This is a genomic window from Candidatus Leptofilum sp., assembly GCF_965223525.1.
Taxonomy (GTDB): Bacteria; Chloroflexota; Anaerolineae; order Promineifilales; family Promineifilaceae; genus Leptofilum.
This window is the reverse complement of sequence record NZ_CBDCWX010000004.1, coordinates 527,979-548,527: the sequence shown is the minus strand read 5'-3', so window position 1 is coordinate 548,527 and position 20,549 is coordinate 527,979. Positions and strand designations below refer to the sequence as shown.

Below are 20,549 nucleotides of genomic sequence, written 5' to 3'. Positions count from 1 at the left end.
TCAAAAAGCCCTACGGCAAGGGAACACCCACACCTTGCACGCACGCCCCACCCAACTCAGGCGTCGTTGGCCCCAGCCGATACCGCTCAATGAACTGTTCGATACGGCCGTCATCCGCCGAATCAGCCTCAAGCTGGAAGCCCCACGCTGTTACAACAACTGGGCTGCGTTGTCCCTCATAAGGACTCAGCAATAAAAATGATTGGCTGCGCGTAATATCCTCCAGTTTGGCCACGTCATCTGCTGGTAAATCAGGCTGGTACGTAATCCAGACCGCCCCATGCTCCATCGAATGCACCGCATTGCCGGCCTCGATGGATTCCGCGTAGATGCCACAATTTTGCCAAATGTTATAATGCTCGCCACCAGCCGGGGGTATCTCTAAACCGTCAAATACCAGCGTGTCATCATGCCCTCGTTCCGGGCGTGGGAATTGCACAACGCCCTCAATTGGCCGCTCTGGCCGCGCATTCAAATAAACGATGACTGCCAGACCAACCACACCCACCAAAGCCATACCCAAAATAATCAAATTTCTACGATTGCTAAACATCGTTTGCTCCAAAAATATTTACAATTAACCTAAGTTGCTACCTTAACAGTCAAAAATGGTGAAGTCCATGAAAGCCAAGTAAAGTGGGTTTGAACCACCAAACCATTTTTACGAGGACAATCATGGACGAACAAATTGTAGCGATTTACACGCTGGTTAACGACCTTTTGCTTGGTTTAGGTCATCATGAAAACAGTCAATGCCGCATGAACGATTCCGAGGTCATCACCACAGCAATCGTGGCTGCTCTGTTTTTTAGCGGCAATTATGAACTTGCCCGTGCCTTCTTGCATCAAGGCGGCTACATACCAACCATGTTGAGCAAAAGTCGGTATTCACGTCGTCTGCATCGAGTGAGCCATTACATCGTGACCTTTATCGAGATGTTGGGCGCCCACTGGAAAGGGGTCAGTAGCGATTCGATTTACGTGATCGATACCTTTCCTATTGTGGTGTGTGACAATTGGCGCATTCGCCGCTGTCGTCTCTATCGAGAAGAGAAGTATCGCGGCAAGATTGCGAGCAAACGCCGCTACTTCTATGGACTCAAACTACATTTGATGGTCACCAGTCAGGGTCAACCAGTTGAGTTCTTCCTAACACCGGGTTCTGAAAGCGATGTGACTCACCTGCGCTCCTTTCAGTTTGACCTACCGACGGGTTCAGAAATCTATGCGGACAAAATCTACAATGATTACACCATGGAAGACTTAATCAATGAGACAAGACAGGTGAAACTATGTCCTGTACGCAAGAAAAACAGCAAACGGCCGTATCCACCGTGGCGCGCTTATTGGATAAAACTGCATCGCAAGATTGTGGAGACGACAGGGTCATCCATTGCACGCAGGATGCCGAGGAGCATTCATGCAGTCACAGCCGCAGGCTTTGAGCTGAAAATCGCATTATTTGTTCTGGCTGAGAGTGTCAGCCATATTTTTAAGGTAGCAACTTGAGTTACAATTAGCCAATCGGCGTGCCAACACCGCCCGCGCAGCTTGCACCAGCTTCCGGCCCACGTACTTGCTGGTAACGATCAATAAACTCAGCAACACGCGCATCCTCAACGGAATCCACCACTAGCTGCCGATCCCAAACGGTTAGCACAACGGGGCTTGCCTGGTCAGGATATGGACTTAGCAGCATATAAGGATCGCCACTGGCTAATCCGCGCAAAGCAACCACTTGATCAGTTGGCAAATCAGGATGATAAGTAATCCAAACCGCCCCATGTTCCATAGAATGAATTGCGTACTGCCCAGCAACAGGCGTATCGTAAATGCCGCAATTTTGCCAAACGGAAGCATGCGACCCACCCATCGGCGGCAATCCACCAAAGGACATTTCTAAGGAATCATCATGCTGATTGGAAACGGCCGCTTCAACAACCGTCACCCCCTCCACTTCTGGGCGCGTTACCCGGTAAATAAGCACGCCAATTAGAGCAACCATCACCACGCCAATTGGCACCCACAGGCGCAATGCCTTCATACGCTTCTCACGCGCCACCTGCTCACGCCGAATTTCCCGCTTGCTTCGCTTCCGCTCAGATGCTTTTTTGCTCACAATATTTCTCCGTTGTTTTTATGCGAGTTGCCGCTGGTATTTGCAAATGCAAATTGGCGACTGCAATTATCCCCGCGAATTCATATCGATCCACTACAAAAGTAAACCTTTCATGTGAAACTCAGACAGAACTCTACCTCACCAAATGTGTAGCAATTTCTTCTTGCCGTTGATAAAGTATTGGGCAGTAATGACCAACAAGGCAAACCGTGTGTTTGAAGGTGGTTGTGTTATTTATGACCAAAAGACAGTTAGGGTTGATATTTATCGGGTTGGGCGTGCTCGGTGCTGTAGGGCTGCTGGGCGTTGATTTGGTTGGCGCAGGGCAGTTTAACGGCATTGGGCCAACGCAGCGGCTAGGGCTGCTGGCGGCTGGCGCAGTTATTTTGGTGGGGCTGACGCTGCTGCCGCTAGGAGACAAACCTGCATGAGTAGCCCAGCCATCGAATCAATAGAAACCAAAAGAGCTGGCTGGGAAACGGCCGTAACTTACCTCCCCAAAATCCTCATCGGGCTGGCGCTGCTGGCGTTTGTGGGCTACTTCGTCGTGTACAATATGTATGCCGTGGCGCTCTTCCGCTTCCCTTTCGACTACGATCAGGGAGAAGGGTTTGAGCTGATGGACACGGTGCTGTTTAGCCAGGGAGAGTGGCCGTACCGGGATAACGATAGCTTTCCCTTTTACTCTTCCAACTACCCGCCGCTGTTTCATGTGGTCATTGTGCCGCTGGTGTGGGCCTTTGGGCCACAATATTGGACGGGGCGATTGGTTTCCTACTTGGGTACGCTGATTACGGCCGTTGCCATTGGCTACGCGGTGCAAAAAACAGGCAAACGCTGGTGGCTCTCAGCATTGGTGGGGCTGGCATTTTTGGCTTCTAACTACGTGTACCACGTTGGGCCGCTGTTTCGGCAGCATATGTTTATGGTGATGTTTGAGACGGTGGCGGTGGTTTATTTAGCCAGAACCATTGAGAAGGAGGAAGCAGACGGCCGTTTACGCAACAAGCGTCTTCTCGTGGTGACGTTGCTGCTTCTAGCTGCTGGCTACACGAAGCAGCTAGCCTACGCGACGGTTGCGGCCGTTTTTATCTTCCTCTTTTTGCGCCAACCAAAGCGGGCAGTTGCCTGGGCGATTCCATTCGCAGCGGTTACGGGGCTTATATTCCTCTGGATCAACATTGCGACAGACGGTTACTGGTTCCTCAACACGGTCACGGCCAACATTAACCCATTTGTGCCTGGCCAGGCAGAAGGGCTGTTTAGGCAATGGTTTCGGCTGCACATGGTTTTGACGGTAACGGCCGTCCTGTTTGCCGTCTATCAGCTTTATTTTGAGCGACTCTCCCTCTACTCGATTTGGTTTGTGGTGGCCGTAGTCAACAGCATCACCGCCGGAAAATGGGGCGCGGGCGAGAGCTACTTCGCCACCGCCATCGCCGCTAGCTGCATCCTCACTGGCCTCGCCTTCAACCGTCTGCTCAACCGAGCCAAGACCAAACAATTCACAATTCACAATTCACAATTAAATATTCACTATTTGGCCATCGCCACGGTCATCCCCTTGCTCTTTCTCTTCCAGGCGCGCCAGATGTTCCACATGCCCACCCACACCCCCACTCTGGCAGCCATCGCCAACGCCCTGGGCTATCCCACCGAAGTGATGATTCCCCCACAAACCTCCTGCTCTGCCCCGCGTGACCCAGAACCCATTCCATACGTGGATTCGGCAGGCGTGTCGCTGCTGGGGCGTTTACCTACAGCCGAGGACACGGCCGCCGGCATTGAGATTACAGAACATATTTTGCGGGGGGAAACGGCCGCATTCAGTGAAGATGCCGGGTTCAACTTCCGCGCCGGGCGGGAAATTGTTACGAACCCCACCCAACTGCTCAACCTGTACAACAACAACGAGGTTGATCTCACCGAAATGCTGGCTATGCTCAACAACCAGGCGTTCGATACCGTGGTTTTACGCGCCCAGTTTTATCCCCCACCCGTGCTAGACGCCATCGGCCAGCAGTACGAAACCACAACATTGGTGCAGATGAATGGCTTTGTCTACTGCATCATGCGGCCAAGATAGGGTTTGCAACTATGCAAGTGGCAAGTTTGCAAGTGACCACCCCTTTTCACTGAATACGGCTTACCGCTAACTGAATACTGCTTACGGAGAGGAGAGATCGGCCGTTTTGGCTCTGGTCACTTTGCGTAAATCAGCCGGAGCCACCTTAATCTGAGTGCCGCGCTCCCCGGCACTCACAAAAATGTGCGGCTGTGCCAATGCCAACTCATCCAAATAAATGGCAAATCCCTTGTTTAGCAAGGCCAGCGGCGAAATCCCCCCCACCTGCAGCCCTGTCAGTTGTTCAGCCTGTTGCTGGGTTGCCATTTTTACCTTTTTTACTTTTAGCAGCTTGGCAACTTTTTTCAGGTCTAGCTGGCGATTGGCAGGCACCACAGCAAGCAATGGTTTGCTCCGTGAACCTTTTGGCGGCGACACTACCAATGTCTTAAATACCTGTTCCGGTGGCACATTGAGCTGAAGCGCAATTTTTTCTGCATCCCGCTCGCTAGAATCATATTGAATTGCTTCATAGGCTACTTTTTTGCCTTCCAGAAAGCGCATAGCCAAAGTTTTATTTGCTGCCACGTTGCTCCTTGCTCCCTCATTTGGCCTAATTTAGGTCACCCTATAACCGTTTCATACAATCAGATTGGGCCAAATGCCAAATTTGTGGTGTAAAAATGGTACTCTTTACTTAAAATAGATAGGCAATCTATTACAAAAAATGCCTATAATGGTTCATTAGGAGAAACTCTCAATGAGTATAAAGACCCCTGAGTGGGTAAAAGACGCAATATTTTACCAAATTTTCCCAGATCGATTCGCCAAGAGCGGCCGTTTTGGTAACAATGGTTACCTGCCCAAACCCAAAAATCTGCAGCCCTGGGGAGCCACGCCAACCTATCATGGCTTTCAGGGCGGCGATTTGCTGGGAGCCATTGACAAGTTGCCCTATTTAAAAGAACTTGGGATCAACGCCATTTATTTGAACCCTATTTTTTCTTCTGCCTCAAACCATCGGTATCATACACACGACTACCTCCATGTTGATCCCATTTTGGGCGGCAATCGTGCGTTTTCCGAATTCCTGGAAGCAGCCCACAAGCAAGATTTCCGCGTTATTTTGGACGGTGTTTTCAACCATGCCAGCCGTGGCTTTTTCCAATTTAACCATCTAATGGAGTGTGGAGAAGAATCTCCCTACACCGACTGGTTTCATGTACATAACTGGCCCGTAAACGCCTTTGCCGAAGGGCAGCCACCCAACTACGATGCGTGGTGGGGTATCCCCTCCTTGCCAAAATTTAACACCGCAAGCCCTGCGGTGCGTGAATTTTTATGGCAGGTAGCTACCTATTGGCTGAAACAAGGCATTGACGGTTGGCGGCTGGACGTTCCCAATGAGATTGATGATGATGAATTTTGGCAGGAATTTCGGCAACGCTGCAAAAACATAAATCCTGATGCCTACATTGTGGGCGAACTGTGGGGGGAAGCCCATCGTTGGCTCCAGGGCGATCAGTTTGATGGCCAGATGAATTACCTGTTTTCGCGGGCTGCGTTGGGTTTTTTCTCTGGACACAACATGGACCAAACGGACACGGTACGCACTGGGTATGGCTACATTCAACCATTGAACGCCTCTCAGTTTGCCACAGAAATGGAGCGCATCTTTAACCAACTTTACGATCCTGAAATTGTGTTGACACAGATGAATATGCTAGGCAGCCATGATGTGCCACGCACGCTAACGGTGGCTCGCCACGACAAAACGGCTCTGCGCCTGATGTATTTGTGCCAGATGACCTGCCCTGGTGCGCCAAATATTTACTACGGTAACGAGATTGGCATGTCTGGCGGGCACGATCCGCTCTGCCGCGGGGCGTTCCCGTGGCACGATGAAGGCAGTTGGGACACGACGCTGCTGGAAGACCTGAAGCAATATATTCGGCTGCGGCATGAAACGCCAGCGCTACGGCGGGGCAACTTCCGGATCATGTATGCTAATGAGTGTGTGGTAGTGTATCAGCGGCAATATCGGGCGCAAACGGCCGTTGTCGCCTTTAACATGGGGCAGCAGGAAGAATTGGTAATCGCCCCGCCCGGCTTTGCTTACCATTTGGAAGAGAAACTAAATCCCAACGGCGAACCGTTTACAGCACATAGCACTCTAACTTTGCCGCCGCGAAACGGCCGTGTTTGGGTCAGCAGCTCTTAAAATAGCATCGTTGAAACATCTACGTTGGCTTACGTACTCTAGGGACTTACTTTTTTCGTATCCTTAACGGCAATATTCTGCATAAATCGCTATGATAATAAACATATCGGCATCATCCAGCCAAATAGATGTTAATCCAGAAAGCAAGCTAACCCGTCTTTACTTACCAAACTGGGTATGATCTTTGTTTTCTCAGGTGAGGCTACTCAGTATGAAACCGATATCACACAAAAGGGTAACACGGTATGCGTAATGTGAATCTGAAAACGCCTGTTGATCCCAAAGACGCCTATGTCTTGGTCGTTGAAGACAATGTCTCAAACTTTGTACTCATCGCCCGGCTGCTGGCCTTTATGGGTGTGCAAAAATGTGAGTGGAAAACCACCGGCTGGGGTGTGGTAGATTTTGCCAACACCATGTCTCGCGTGGATCTTATCTTGATGGATTTGCGCCTGCCGCATGAAGACGGGTATGAAGCCCTCAAGCAAATTCGTACGGATCCTCATTTGCAAAACACGCTGGTTGTTGTAGTCACGGCTCATGGCAGCAGCGCAGAAATGCAAAAAGCCCGCGAAGCCGGCTTTGATGGCTTCTTGTCTAAACCGCTGGATGCTGATCGCTTCCCGGAACAAATCAAGCAAATTCTAAACGGGGAGCCTGTGTGGGACTTGGGAATATAACCCCTCATGCTAGCTTCATTGAACCTTCTCAAAATAAACAGTGATGACGTAGAAGTACAACGAAAAGGCAGGTTGCTTCAAGGCTTGGTAGCCGTACTCGTTGCCCTAAGTGTGCTTCGTTCTGTACTTGAAATTGTTCAACCCTCTCAAATTACCCCAACGCTTGCCTTTATTCAACTCATTGCCTCGCTACTGTTTGGCTTGCTTACCTATGCAGTAATTCGAGCCGGTAGAATTCGGCTGGCTGCACACTTTTTCTTTGGTCTGCTGAACATCATCTTCTTCGTTTTATTAGTCTCCACCACCCGCAATCTGTTTTTTCCATATTTGATGCTGATTTCGGTTGTGGCTATTGCCACGCTGGACTCTGTACGGGCTTCTGTGGTTTACAGTGCACTGACACTTGCTTCCGTTTCTGCCTTTTTCATATTGTCAGATACATATACATTGCTGGCAGTAGCCGAATTTCTAATAACGTGTTTGGGCATTAGCGTCGTAGCCTGGGCATCGGCTGAATTTCTGCAAAGAGCATTAGGTAACTCTAAAGTGTTGGCAAATGAGCTCATAGGGCAAAGCAATTTGCTGGAAAGACGCGCCCTACAGTTGCAATTTAGTGCAGAAATTGCAGAAAAGGGGAGCAGTTCTCTAGATTTGGATCAACTGCTGCGAGATACGGCCGTACTCCTCAAGTCTCAATTTAGCTTCTATCACGTCTCTATTTTCTTGGCCGGGGCTCAACGGAAAAAGCTACATCTGCGTGAAGTGGCTACAGACGTGCCGGTTGATTTGGTAAATTTGCAATACAAACTGCCAATTGACAACCATTCCATTGTGGGTTGGGTGGCTCTACACCGTGAAGCCCGCGTGGTAGATGACGTGCAAAATGATCCTGCTTACAGAGAGGAGCCGTTTTTACCTAATACGCAAACTGAGCTGGCCTTGCCGCTCGTGGCCAGGGGTGAACTACTAGGGGTTCTAGATGTACAAGGGGATCGCCCCGGCATTTTTTCTCGCGAAGATATCTCCATTCTGCAAATCATTGCCAACCAGATTGCCATCAACATTGATAACGCTCGCCTCTTTGCCCAAACAGAGTCACGCCTCAACGAGGCACGCATCTTGTATGAATATAACTCTTTGCTTTCCAGTACGCTGGATGTGGGCGAGATGCAGCGCCGGGCAGCCAGGGCGCTTACGACCTGGCTACAAGCATCGCGCTGCACTATTTTATCCTGGGAAGAAGCAGAAAATACGGCTATGGTGCAAGTTGACTTTATTTATGATTTATCAACTGGTGCTATTGATCAGTTTGGGCTGGATTTGGCCACATATGATTTGGCCGAACGCCCAGGTTTACACAAAGCGTTATCCTCTGGCCAGGCCAAAGTTTGGCATCTTGCCGATGATCATTTGGACCCAGTTGAACAGACCCAGTTGGCAGAAAACCAGCAGCTTAGTTACATGGATGTACCGCTGGTGCAAGGTGGTAGGGCTATAGGTCTGGTTCGCTTATATCGCGGTCAGGGGCAATCAAATTTTACAGATAACGAGATTCAATTGGCGCAAGCGATGGCCAATGAAACGGCCGTTTCCCTCTCCAACGCCATCCTCACCTCAGAAACCCAGGCCCGGGTTGCCCAATTAAGCTCTCTGAACCGGCTGAGTTTGGCCCTGTCAGAAGCCCCAAACCTGATCCAGGTTTACAAAGCCACCCGACGCGAAATACTCTCGCTTGTAGAAGCAACGGGACTCGCCATCTTCTTGCTGTCAGAAGACCAGCAACATCTTAACTGGCTTTACCTGTACGATTACGGCGAAGAGGTAGATTTATCCGAGATCCCGCCACTTTCTGTGGAAACTGGCTTTAGCGGGCATGTGGCCCGTACTCGCAGCACGATGCACCTCCAGGCCACCCCAGAAAACCAAGCCAAATTCAACTCATTTCAGGTGGGTACCACGGACGATTATCATGAATTTTGGCTGGGTATTCCGCTTATTGTAACCAACCGGCTCATTGGCGTGATTTCTCTACAAAATCTAGAGGCGTTTAGTGACCGGAACATTCAGTTGCTAACCACTATTGCTGGCGCACTCTCTATTGCTATCAATAATCTCCTCCAGCTAACGGCCGTACAAAATGCGTTGGCAATTCAGTCTGAGCAACGGCTACAAATGCAAACGGCCGCTGAAGTCTCTGCCGCCACCACCAGCATCCTTAACCTGGAAGCATTGATGCAAGAAGCGGTGGATTTGATTAAAGAGCGGTTTGAACTGTATTACGTTGGGCTGTATCTGGTAGAAGCAGCGTATGCCGTGCTAAAAGCTGGTAGTGGTGTAGCAGGCGCAGCGCAATTGGCGGCTCAACGTCGGCTCCGGGTGGGTGGGCAATCGCTAGTTGGTGGAGCCACCAAAGATGGCAAGCCGCGCATTACCCACGATGTTTCTACCGACTCGGAATGGCTGCCAAACCCACATTTGCCTAAAACGCGTTCTGAATTGGCGCTGCCCTTGCGCGTGCGAGGAAACATCATTGGGGCACTTACGGTGCAAAGTGAAGAAATTAACCTTTTCAACGATGATTTGCTCGGCACCTTGCAAATTATGGGGGAGCAGCTAGCGGTGGCTATTCAAAATGCGCGGCTGCTTGCCGAGGCAGAATCTCGCGCCCAGCAGCAAGCCTATCTCAATGAAATTAGCGCCAAAATGCACCAATCGGCCGATGTAGAGGCGATTGTGGGCGTTGGCTTACAGGCACTTTCTAAACAGTTGAACGGAACGGCCGTTGCCCTACAGCTTGGCCGGCAAAAAGAGAACTCATGACCAGCACAGGCACGTCACAAAAATCAAAATCTAACAGCGCCATCTTCCTGGACACCTCAATGCCCAATCTGGCACGTATTTTCGATTTTATCGTAGGTGGCACAACCCATTTTGAAGTAGACCGCCAGGCGGCAGCCAAAATGTTGGAAAATTTGCCCTCGTTACGCAAATGGGTGCGAATGCGACGCGCCTTTATTCAAGAAGCCGCCCAAATTTTGCACCACGAGGGGTTTACCCAATTTTTAGACTTGGCATCGGGCATGCCATCAGATGACCATTTGCATGGCTTTGCTCCCGGCTGCCGCATTGTGTACAGCGATATTAACCCAGTGACCGTGAGTTACGGCCGTTCCTTGTTTAGCGAGCGTGAAAATCTGGCCTACATTCGGGGCAACGGGCGCGATCCAAAGGCAATTTTGCAAGCACCAGAGGTGCTAAAACTGATCAATTTAGATGAGCCAGTTGCCATTGGCCTCAACAGCCTCCAGCTATTTTTAACAGAACCAGAGGCGCACCATCTAGCAAAAACGCTTTTTGACTGGGCACCGGTTGGCTCAAAGCTATTTCTTGTTTTCCAAACACATGGCGAGCTAAAAATGCCTGAGAAATATTACAATTTTTTAGATTTGTGCCGTCAGGCGCAGCTGCCCCTTCAACTAAACACCCTGAAAGATTCTGTGGAGATGCTGCAGCCGTGGCATACCAGCCTGGTGGAGCCAATCTCACAATTTTTGGGACTGCCAGATGATTTTATTACCGAAGCTGATGAAGAAGGAATCGGCATGGCCTTTTATGCAGCATTTTTGCTAAAGCAGTGAGGCCACGTCCCGAAGGCGATGATTCCTGAGGTGACAATATTCCCGGAATTGGCCAAATGCAAGGATTGAGATGCAAGAGCAAGAACAGGTAGTGGCTCAGCCCACAACAGACGCTGGCATAGATACGGTCGTCTTAACAGCCGCCCTCAATGATGCCTTCGTTCGCCATGCCATTGACAATCGTGGCGTGCTAACTTCGCCACGGCGGGGGCAAAATGTTGCCGCCCAATTGGTGGCAGTGGCGCAACAATACCTGGCCTTCGAGGCAAATGATTCAGACATTGCGGCCGTTGCCACCCAACTTGCCGAACAAGGCATGGCGATCGTCACTGGCAGCCAAATGATGCGTGCTTTGCAGCGTACCGCGCAAGCCCAACTAGACACAGCTGTACTCCGCCGCGTAAACGATTTTCAACTCATCTTTCTGGAAAAATTAGCCAACGCCCGTGAAATCGTGCAGCAAAGATTCCAGGAAACATCCCAAGCAGCCCTGCAGCGCGCCCTGCACGCCCAGCTAGAACGCCAAACCTCACTGCACGATGCCCAAAAAGATCGCAACGATAACCTCAACGAGATTTTGCAGCTCAATGCCCGCCTTAGCCAAACCAACGACGAAGCTAGCCTGCTACGCGATGCTATCATCGGCCTTTGCCAAGCACTAGATATCACTCACGTTACCCTGTATGAAGCGTTCGATCAGACCGAGGCAGCTTGGCGCGTCATTACCACCACGGCTCCCTTTTTGCACCAGGGAGACAGCGCCCCAAAAGAAACGGCCGCTCTGCTAGACAGTGCCCTAGACCAACAAGGGGAATCGGTGCGTGTCTACAAAACCGAAAATGGCAGGGACGGCTTTGCGGTTGGCGTTATTTTGCGTGTAGGGCAGCATTTGCTGGGCGGCATGGTGGCCAACCATGAAAATTTAGATACCGAAGTGTACGAAGAATATCTCATCCTGGTACGCACCTTTGCCCAAAATATGGCCGCCCTTTGGCACAACCTTTACTTGTTCAACCAAACGCAGCAGCGCGCCCACGAGCTAGAAATTTTGCACGGCCGTTATCTGGACAGCATCTGGAACACGCCAGAAGCCATGCTGCAAGCCCGCGCTGACCAACACAGCCTAAATATTGTACGCGATGAAGAAACGGCCGCATTGCCAGAAGATGTAGAAGAGGCAACCGTACTCCCCGTACAGCTTGGCGATAACCAATTTGGCCAGGTAAGTATTCCTGGAATTGACACCTTGCCAGAAGAAGACCGCGCCTTTGTGCAAGACCTCATTAGGGAGATGGGCAGCGCCCTGAACAATGCCCAATTTGTGCAAACCACCCGCGCCTACTCAAATCAGCTACGCCTTGCTGCCGAAGTCTCCCGCGCGGCCACAACCATCCTGGATCGGGATCAGCTCATCAGCGAAGTGGTAGAGCTTATTCGCTCACGCTTCAACCTGTACTACGTTGGGTTGTTTTTGGTAGATGGCAACAGCAAAACGGCCGTTCTTCAGGCTGGCACGGGTGAAGCAGGCAAACTCCAGCTTGCACTCAACCACAGTCAGGAAATTGGCGGTGGCTCAATGGTTGGCACGGTCATCGCCACAGGTGCGCCGCACGTAGAGCAAAACATTCAAGAGGCCGTCGCGTTTAAAGCCAACCCATTGCTGCCAGACACCCAGGCTGAACTCGCCATGCCGCTTAAAGCCGGGCAGAAGATCATTGGGGCGCTCACCGTTCAAAGCAGGCAGCAGGGAGCCTTCTCCCGTGAGACCATCACTGTGCTGCAAAGCATGGCCGATCAGCTAGCCATCGCCATAGAAAACGCGGATCTCTTTGCCCAAACCCAACAAAATCTGACGGAAACCAACCGACTTTATGCCGCCAGCCGTCGCATTGGGCAGGCAACCAACGCTTACGAAATTTACAAAACGCTGGTTGATTTTGCCCAGGCATCCGACATTGCCGATGTGGTTCAAATTGTCATTGCTGACCCCAAAGCGCCAGATTATCTCATCACGCCAGTTTACTGGAGCGACGACGACATTCCCGTCGATCCAGCACACCGCTTCCCGCGGGACAAATACCGGTACAGCGACCGCATTACCCAAACCGATGTCATCATTTTGGCCGATGCCCAAACCGACCCGGAAATCGATCCGTTTTCGTTGCGCCTCTTTGCCCAGAACGGCCGTCATGCGGCCGCCATCATACCCATCTACATTGATGACGATTGGCTGGCAACCCTGCTGTTAGCACACAAAGCCCCCAATGCCTTTGCCGATGCCAGCCTGCAATCCATTCGCACCCTGGCCGACCAGGCGGCCACCATTTTGGCCAATCAACGCCTGTTGCGCCAAACGGATATGCTCTACCGCATCGGCCGCGCCCTCAACCAGGCCATTACGCGGGACGATGCGCTAGGCATTACCGTCCGCGAGCTGCAAACGTACACAAGTGCCTTTCAGTGCCGCTTTGTCGTTTATGAACCAGGCGAGGGCAGTGGCAAGCTGCTAGCCAGCTCTAACGGCAAAGCTTTCGACAAACCGTACCATCTGCCGTTGCTGGGCGATACTATTTTTGAACGCCTCAGCCGCGAGCAAAAACCAATCAAGCTATCGTCAAAAATGGAAAAAGTGCCCAAAGAGGCTATTCAGCAGCACGTCACCCAGTTTGGAGCCGATGCGTCGCTGCTCATTCCGGCCGCCAGCCAGCAAGAGCTGCTGGGTTATTTGGCTATTGATGCGCTGGGCGGGGAACGGCCGTTTACCCACGCTAACCTTCAATTTGCCCAAACAATTGTGGATCATCTCACTACCCAGCTAGAAAACATCAAGCTGCTAGACGAAGCCCTGCATCGCGCCCAGGAGCTCATTACCCTCAACCAGGTACAGGCCAACATCTCCCGAATGCTTGATCTGTCGCTACTGGCCGAAACCATTTATGCTGAAGTCGGCCGTTTGCTAGACAACACCATCTTCCACCTGGCACTCTACAACCCAAGCCAAAATTTATATGAGCCCATTTTCACAGTGGTAGAAGATGAGCAACGAACCCTTGAGCCTCGCATCCTGGAACCAAACGAGGCAGTTTATGAATTTCTAAACCAGAGTACGCCGCCTCAAATGCTAACCGCCGATGATCCTTTGGTACAAAACTTAACGCTTACCAATGGTAAGCGTCAACCACAATCAACCCTCTGGGTGCAGCTGGTTCAGGAAGGCAAAGCCATTGGTCTCATTACTGCCCAATCTTACAAAGCACGCGCCTACGGCGACAATGATTTGCAGCTTTTGCGTAGCGTGGGCACACAAACCAGCCTAGCCATTGCCAACGCCCAGCTATTCCAACAAACCCAGCAGCAAAACGAAGATCTGCGCGAACTTGATCAGCTAAAAACCCAATTTTTGGCCAATATGTCGCATGAGTTACGCACGCCGCTTAACTCCATCATCGGCTTCTCACGTATCATCCTCAAAGGCATAGATGGCCCCACCACGCCTGCCCAGGAAGAAGATTTGCAATCCATTCATACCAATGGGCAGCATTTGCTTATGCTCATCAACGAGATTTTGGATATGGCCAAAATTGAAGCGGGCAAGATGGCGCTCAATTTTGAGACCATCTCGTTGCAGCAAGCCATCAATCCGGTGCGTGACACCATGCGGAGTTTAATTAACGAGGCAGTGGATTTTGTATGGGACATTCCCGATGATTTGCCAGAAATTGAAGCCGACCCCATTCGCCTGCGCCAAATTGTGCTCAACCTGTTGTCTAACGCTGCCAAATTTACAGACGAGGGTGAAATCCGGCTGCTGGCCTATGCTGAAGATGACCAGCTGCATCTGACTGTAAAAGACAGTGGCATAGGCATTGCCCCGGAAGATTATGACAAGTTATTTACCCCGTTTGCCCAGGCAGATAGCTCTAATACACGCACAACCAGCGGCACGGGTCTGGGGCTGCCCATTTGCAAATGGCTGATCGAAACGCATCAGGGAACTATCAATTTTGAAAGTAAAGTTAATAAAGGCACAACGTTTTATGTAGTTTTGCCTGTTGTGCAGAGTAAGGAACAACCAGCGGAAATTCCCCTCGCACCTTCGACCATAGACCTTGTAAGCTAAAAATTCTGAATTGTATCGGTAGCAGTTTACGCCAAGCCGTCTGCATAAAACCACTCATTCGTGAGCAGATGGCCACTTAGCCAAATGGGTCAGGGAGATTTCTTTTATGCGAATCACAATTGTATGTCGCGCCTGCCATTCAAAATTTGCATTTGAACGGCCGTTACCCGCCTGCCCTAACTGCAACAACGGCTGGCTAGACGCCGAATATGAACTCACCCATCCACAACAAAACGGCCATCTGGCTCAGCGCGGGCAAGCGTGGCTGCAACAACTAGACCAGCGCGGCACCAGCCTGTGGCGCTACCGCGAACTGCTGCCCCTGCACCACGACGAAAACATTGTCAGCTTGGGTGAAGGCTGGACGCCTTTACTCAAAGCTCAAAACCTCGGCCTTATGCTGGGGCATCCCAACATCTACATTAAAGACGAACGGCAAGGGCCAACAGGCTCCTTCAAAGATCGGCAAGCAGCCATTGCCATTAGCGCCATGAAAGAGGCAGGCGTCAAGGAGGCCGTCGTTGCCTCTACGGGCAATGTGGCCATTGCTTACTCTGCCTACAGTGCGCGAGCAGGCATTAAGCTGTGGGTGTTTGTTACAAGCTCTGTCCCTGCCGAGAAAATGCGGGAGGTGGCACTGTACGGTTCTGAAGTTATCAAAGTGGCTGGCACTTATGATGAAGCCAAGCGTGTGGCGGCCGAGTTTGCCGCCAGCAAGAATCTGTTTTTGGATCGGGGTATCAAGGCCATTGCCGCCAAAGAAGCGATGAAAACCCTGGCGTTCGAAATAGCGGAGCAGCTAGGCAGTATTGAGGCGGGGCAAAATCCGGCCATTCTAAACGGCAGCCAACACCCATGGCGTACGCCGGATTGGTATTTGCAGGCGGTTAGCGGCGGTATGGGTCCGGTTGGCGTGATGAAGGGTTTTGCCGAGCTAAAGCGGCTAGGGTTGGTTTCTAAGCTGCCCAAGCTGGCTTGCTTCCAAACCAGTGGCTGTGCGCCGATGGCGCATGCTTTTCATCGTGGGTTGGCAACGGCCGTTCCTATCAAAGAGCCGCGCACAGACATCACCACCCTAGCCACTGGCGCACCGGGCGAGGCTTATGAGGTGCTGCGTGAACTGATTTTGCAACATGGCGGCACCATTGATGCCATTACGGATGTGGCGGCGTTTAATGCACTCCACTTAGTTGCCAAAATGGATGGCATTTCGGTGGAACCAGCAACGGCCGTTACCTTTGCTGGCCTCTTCAAGCTGATTCGTGAAGGGAAAATATTGCCACATGAATCAGTCGTCATTAACTGCTCTGGCCACACCTTCCCCGTAGAAAAACATATCATTGGCGAGCATTATACACGCGACATGACCCTGCCAGACACAGGCGAGCTGGCCAAGATGAACAGCAGCCGCGAAGAGGGAATACTCACCGCTCTGGAAGAGTTAGACAGCCGCGTGCAGCGCATTGTCATCGTTGAAGATAACCCAGATGCCGCCCGGCTCATACGCCGCATTTTGCAGGCGCAGGGCGACTTCCTCATTGACGAAGCGCATAATGGCCAAAGTGGGCTGCGTCTTATCCAGGAAACGCGCCCCAACTTAGTGATTCTGGATTTGATGATGCCAGAACTAGACGGGTTTGGCGTGGTGGAAGCGATGAAAGCAGATCCTACTCTAAAAGAAACCCCCATCATTGTCATTACAGCCAAAGAGCTTACCAAAGATGAAAAAATGCGGCTGAAGGGACAAATTAAGGCACTGCTGCAAAAAGGCTCCTTTATGGATTCCGACCTTCTGCACGACATCCAGAAAGCGTTGCCTTAAACCACCCATTTTTCCTAAAAAACATAAAAGAAGGGTGAATTACGGCCGTAATTCACCCTTCTTTTTTTGCTGCCAGTACAAACGACTTATTTTATCCGCTTGTCCTAATTTCAATAAAAGGCCACAATGTAAACTGCAAATATGATATTTTCTATGGCACAATTAGAACTGCCTTCACCGATGTACCTGCACAAATTGCTTTTTTTATGAATAAGATAGCCACACAATCTGCAAAAATCCTATACATTGAAGATGATCCTGCCAGTCGGCGATTGGTTCAGCGTGTCTTGGACAACAAAGGGTACCAAGTCGTTGTAGCCGCTGACGGGCTGGAAGGCATCTCTATGGCCCGGGAACACCATCCGAATCTTATTCTGATGGATATTAACCTGCCCAGCATGGACGGCCGTGAAATCACCACCCGGCTGCGAAGCTTGCCTAACTTCTCCAACACGCCCATTGTAGCCTTAACCGCCAACCACAGCGCAGGCAACCGCGAACTGGCGCTGGCTGCTGGCTGCACAGGTTTCCTTACCAAACCGATTGACGTCACTAACTTTCCTGGCCAGGTCAACGCTTATTTAGAAGGCATGTCAGATGCTATCTCTATAGATGAGAAAAATGAGCATTTGCAGCGACATGCTCAAAACCTGGTAACACGTCTGGAAAACAAAATTCATGAGTTAGAAAGCGCCAACAGACGGCTACGCGAGCTAGATCGCCTTAAGAGCGACTTTATTATCATGGTTTCGCATGAGCTGCGTACACCGCTTACACTCATTAGTGGCTATGCCCATCTGCTAGACGAACAGGTAAAGCAATCTGACGATATGCTGCCAGCGGAAATGGTAGTGGGGGTAGCTGAGGGGCTTAATTTGGGCGTGGTACGTATGCGAGACGTGGTAAATGAGATTATCAAAGTAGCTCGCATTGCATCTGGTACCCTGGATTTGGCTCTAGGGCCTGTGCGGTTATCTGAATTGGTGCAGGATGTGTACGAAGAGTATCAGGAAGTGGTGGAAAAACGGAACCTAAATGTGCAAATTGGCGATCTGGAAAAATTGCCCGTTGTGCAGGGCGACGGGGCCCAATTGAAATCTGCCATTTATCATATTGTAAGTAATGCGATAAAATATACGCCAGACGGTGGCAGCATTTTTATTGTGGGTCGAGCCGTTGGTGACACGGTTGATCTCATTATTCAAGACACCGGCATTGGCATTCCAGACAGCGAACATCGCCGCATTTTTGACCAATTTTATACGCTAGGTTCTATTGACCACCATTCCACCAGCAAGTCTGCATTTCAAGGTGGCGGGCTAGGATTGGGCCTGGCAATTGTGAAGGGAATTATTGAAGCACACAACGGCCGTGTGTGGGTAGAAAGCGAGCGGCGCGATCCGGCACAATTTCCTGGTAGCACATTCCACATCTTGCTGCCTCTGGAGCAAATGAATAAGCCTGCAAACCTGTAATTTGCAATTTCTTTACGACTAATCTGCGTCCTTGTCTAATCCATCCATCTTTTTACATTTACAAACAGTGCTCATGCGGCAACCGAGGTATTGTTATCTAGTCGCTTTTCGGTTTATTGAACATGGAGACACATGGCTACCCCCTCGCCCAAAAGTCCAGCAGCTATTCCCCCTGCGTCAGCCGACACGCAACGGGAAACGGCCGCTTCGGCAGGCTCAGTGCAGGCTTTTTCCAATAAACAACAATGGCAATTAGGCTTACTTTGGGGGCTTCTTTCTCCCATCTTTTTAGGCACTGTGCCTATTCTAGCCAAAGTGGCTTATGCCGCTGGGGTGAATGTCCTCACCGTCGTGGCCTTTCGCACCATCATTGCCGCCCTGGTTTTGTGGGGGGGGATGCTCATATTCAAACGGGAACTCATTCGTAGTTCAACCCCAGCCGTCATTGGCAGCATGATCGCTGGTGCCATCAACGGACTTGGCTCCATCTTCTTCTACGCCAGCCTCACCCGCATAGATGCCTCGCTAGGGCAACTTGTTAACATAAGTTATCTAGTTTTTGTTACTGTTTTTCTGCGGCTGGCCGGGCAAACAATTTCTCTGCTCACCATCGGGCGCACGGCACTTACCATCGGAGCCATCTACCTGCTTACGCGAGGCGGTGCAGGTCCCGCTGATTGGCTGGGCGTAGGCATGATGACAGTAGCCGCTATTACATATGCTATTCAGCTTGTGCTCAGCCAGCGCATTATGCTAGACATTCCTGCCCCTACAATGGCTTTGTACGCCATCTCGGCGATGGCCATCGTGGTAACTGTCGCCTGGTTCTTTGCCCCCACCGATTTAAGTTTGGTAAGCGTCGCTGGCTGGCGAGCTATCAGTCTAATGGCACTGGTAACAGCTCTCTCTCGCTTGACGCTCTTTTTGGGGGTAAAAGCGATGGGTAGCATTCAAACCGCGCTGCTTGGCGTGTTTGAAGTGGTTGTGACCATTGCCATTGCGGCCGTTTTTCTGGGTGAGCGTCTAACTTTTTTACAATGGCTGGGAGCGGCCGTTTTAATGGTAAGCATCTTCCTGGTGCGCTTTGAGCGGGGCGTGCCTCGCTTTGTAGATTGGTGGCAATTCCTCTGGCGACGCTTTCTTCCCAAACAATAGCCCTCTCGGCACGGGAAGAACGACTTTATGAAAGTGAATAACCTCAATCCCGTGCCTGGCACTTTAGCCCCGTAAGATTTCTTCTCTCAGCATCATCTAACAGGCGTGTATTCGACCTTTATCTAATGTTTACATGAGACGTTCATTGTGTCCGCCTTGTTCCACGCTATAATAAAATCAGTCGTGAAAGGGAAACGGCTCGCAAAAAACATTCATCATTTGCAAAAAGGATAGCTCGCTTAACGATGATTACTGAATTGATAAATGGCAGTGACGCATTTACCCTGTTGGCCAACGAGTGGGATGATTTGGCTCAACGGGGCATCACCGACACGCCGTTCCAAACCCTGGCATACCAAAAAGCGTGGTGGACGCATCTTCACCCGGAAAACGGGCGTCTCCGTACCATCACCGTCCGCAACGACCAAAAAAAACTCCTAGCCATCGCCAGCCTGTACAATGTGGATGGCACACTCTACTTCAACGGCTGCGTAGAGGAAACTGACTACCTCGACCTTATCACCACTCCAGACCATGCAGAAATGGCTTGGCAAGCCATCCTTGATTGCTTATGTAGCCCCAACTTCCCCAAATGGCATAGCATAGATTTATGCAATATTCCAGAAGCCTCCCCCTCGCGCACCATTTTGGCTCAAGAAGCGCAGCGGAGAGGTTTTTTGTTTAATGAAACCCTCAACGAAGTGTGCCCGATCATTCCCCTGGCAGACTCTTTCAACGCTTATTTGAGCGGCATCGGCAGCAAGCAGCGGCGCGAAATAAACCGCAAGCTGCGCCGCGCTAAGGGAGCCGAGGCCGAGCTGGTTGTGGTAGGGTCAGAGGATGATATTGATACGGCCGTTTCCGACTTCCTGGACCTGCTGCAAAAAAGCACCTTTGAAAAACGAGATTGGCTCAATGACGGCCGTCGCGCCGTCTTTTACGAAGCCGCCCGCGCTGCCCAAAAAGCAGGCACCCTGCAACTGCTATTTATGGAAGTCGGTGGCAAAAAAGCGGCCGGGCTGTTCAACTTTGACTACAAAGATCGCATCTGGGTGTACAACTCAGGTCTGGATCCGGCTCTGTTCGGTGCTTTGAGCCTGGGGGTAGTCATTACGGCCAAAGCGATAGAGTTTGCGATTGAAAACGGCCGTGCCACCTTCGACTTCTTGCGCGGCAACGAAACCTACAAATACCGCTTCGGAGCCGAAGACACAACCATTTACCGAATCCACATGGAACCTGCTTCCTAAAATC

15 protein-coding genes are annotated in these 20,549 nt (G+C 50.9%); 12 read left to right on the top strand and 3 right to left on the bottom strand.

Features of this window, described 5'->3' with window-relative positions; translation table 11 throughout:
• Positions 1 to 10 precede the first annotated feature (10 nt).
• Positions 11 to 553, bottom strand: coding sequence for a DUF3105 domain-containing protein (locus ACOQPM_RS02550; RefSeq protein WP_420627657.1), 543 nt, complete (start codon positions 551 to 553; stop codon positions 11 to 13).
• 122 nt (positions 554 to 675) lie between these two features.
• Between ACOQPM_RS02550 and ACOQPM_RS02545 the strand changes: the two genes are divergently transcribed.
• Complete coding sequence (locus tag ACOQPM_RS02545; RefSeq protein WP_420627656.1) at positions 676 to 1,509, top strand: IS982 family transposase; 834 nt, start codon at positions 676 to 678, stop codon at positions 1,507 to 1,509.
• A 7-nt stretch (positions 1,510 to 1,516) separates the two neighbouring features.
• Here ACOQPM_RS02545 and ACOQPM_RS02540 read toward each other — a convergent pair whose 3' ends face one another.
• Complete coding sequence (locus tag ACOQPM_RS02540) at positions 1,517 to 2,119, bottom strand: DUF3105 domain-containing protein (protein WP_420627655.1); 603 nt, start codon at positions 2,117 to 2,119, stop codon at positions 1,517 to 1,519.
• 236 nt (positions 2,120 to 2,355) lie between these two features.
• Here ACOQPM_RS02540 and ACOQPM_RS02535 point away from each other — a divergent pair, with 236 nt between their 5' ends.
• Both ACOQPM_RS02535 and ACOQPM_RS02530 read left to right on the top strand, forming a co-directional pair.
• On the top strand, positions 2,356 to 2,550 hold the full coding sequence (locus ACOQPM_RS02535) for a hypothetical protein (RefSeq protein ID WP_420627654.1): 195 nt from the start codon (positions 2,356 to 2,358) through the stop codon (positions 2,548 to 2,550).
• Positions 2,547 to 4,205, top strand: coding sequence for an ArnT family glycosyltransferase (locus tag ACOQPM_RS02530; protein WP_420627653.1), 1,659 nt, complete (start codon positions 2,547 to 2,549; stop codon positions 4,203 to 4,205). Before ACOQPM_RS02535 ends, ACOQPM_RS02530 begins: the two co-directional genes overlap by 4 nt.
• Positions 4,206 to 4,286: 81 nt before the next feature.
• On the opposite strand, the gene ACOQPM_RS02525 is transcribed toward ACOQPM_RS02530, so the two are convergent.
• On the bottom strand, positions 4,287 to 4,772 hold the full coding sequence (locus ACOQPM_RS02525; protein WP_420627652.1) for a YbaK/EbsC family protein: 486 nt from the start codon (positions 4,770 to 4,772) through the stop codon (positions 4,287 to 4,289).
• Between the two features lie 172 nt (positions 4,773 to 4,944).
• On the opposite strand from ACOQPM_RS02525, the gene ACOQPM_RS02520 reads away from it, so the two are divergent.
• The 9 genes from ACOQPM_RS02520 (at position 4,945) to ACOQPM_RS02480 (ending at position 20,545) form a co-directional block, all read left to right on the top strand.
• On the top strand, positions 4,945 to 6,405 hold the full coding sequence (locus tag ACOQPM_RS02520; protein ID WP_420627651.1) for a glycoside hydrolase family 13 protein: 1,461 nt from the start codon (positions 4,945 to 4,947) through the stop codon (positions 6,403 to 6,405).
• Positions 6,406 to 6,650: 245 nt separating this feature from the next.
• On the top strand, positions 6,651 to 7,085 hold the full coding sequence (locus ACOQPM_RS02515; RefSeq protein WP_420627650.1) for a response regulator: 435 nt from the start codon (positions 6,651 to 6,653) through the stop codon (positions 7,083 to 7,085).
• Positions 7,086 to 7,091: 6 nt separating this feature from the next.
• The gene (locus tag ACOQPM_RS02510; RefSeq protein ID WP_420627649.1) at positions 7,092 to 9,905 is read left to right on the top strand and encodes a GAF domain-containing protein; all 2,814 of its coding nucleotides are present in this window, start codon (positions 7,092 to 7,094) and stop codon (positions 9,903 to 9,905) included.
• A complete protein-coding gene (locus ACOQPM_RS02505) occupies positions 9,902 to 10,723 on the top strand; it encodes an SAM-dependent methyltransferase (protein WP_420627648.1) in 822 nt (273 codons plus the stop codon). Before ACOQPM_RS02510 ends, ACOQPM_RS02505 begins: the two co-directional genes overlap by 4 nt.
• A gap of 70 nt (positions 10,724 to 10,793) precedes the next feature.
• Positions 10,794 to 14,843, top strand: coding sequence for a GAF domain-containing protein (locus ACOQPM_RS02500; protein WP_420627647.1), 4,050 nt, complete (start codon positions 10,794 to 10,796; stop codon positions 14,841 to 14,843).
• A gap of 106 nt (positions 14,844 to 14,949) precedes the next feature.
• Entirely contained in the window at positions 14,950 to 16,665 is a 1,716-nt protein-coding gene (locus tag ACOQPM_RS02495) for a pyridoxal-phosphate dependent enzyme (RefSeq protein ID WP_420627646.1), read from the top strand.
• A gap of 206 nt (positions 16,666 to 16,871) precedes the next feature.
• The gene (locus ACOQPM_RS02490) at positions 16,872 to 18,140 is read left to right on the top strand and encodes a hybrid sensor histidine kinase/response regulator (RefSeq protein ID WP_420627645.1); all 1,269 of its coding nucleotides are present in this window, start codon (positions 16,872 to 16,874) and stop codon (positions 18,138 to 18,140) included.
• Positions 18,141 to 18,272: 132 nt separating this feature from the next.
• A complete protein-coding gene (locus ACOQPM_RS02485; protein ID WP_420627644.1) occupies positions 18,273 to 19,295 on the top strand; it encodes a DMT family transporter in 1,023 nt (340 codons plus the stop codon).
• Between the two features lie 245 nt (positions 19,296 to 19,540).
• Positions 19,541 to 20,545 (top strand): GNAT family N-acetyltransferase, encoded by a 1,005-nt coding sequence (locus tag ACOQPM_RS02480; protein ID WP_420627643.1) that lies wholly within the window; start codon positions 19,541 to 19,543, stop codon positions 20,543 to 20,545.
• The last annotated feature ends 4 nt before the right edge of the window (positions 20,546 to 20,549 follow it).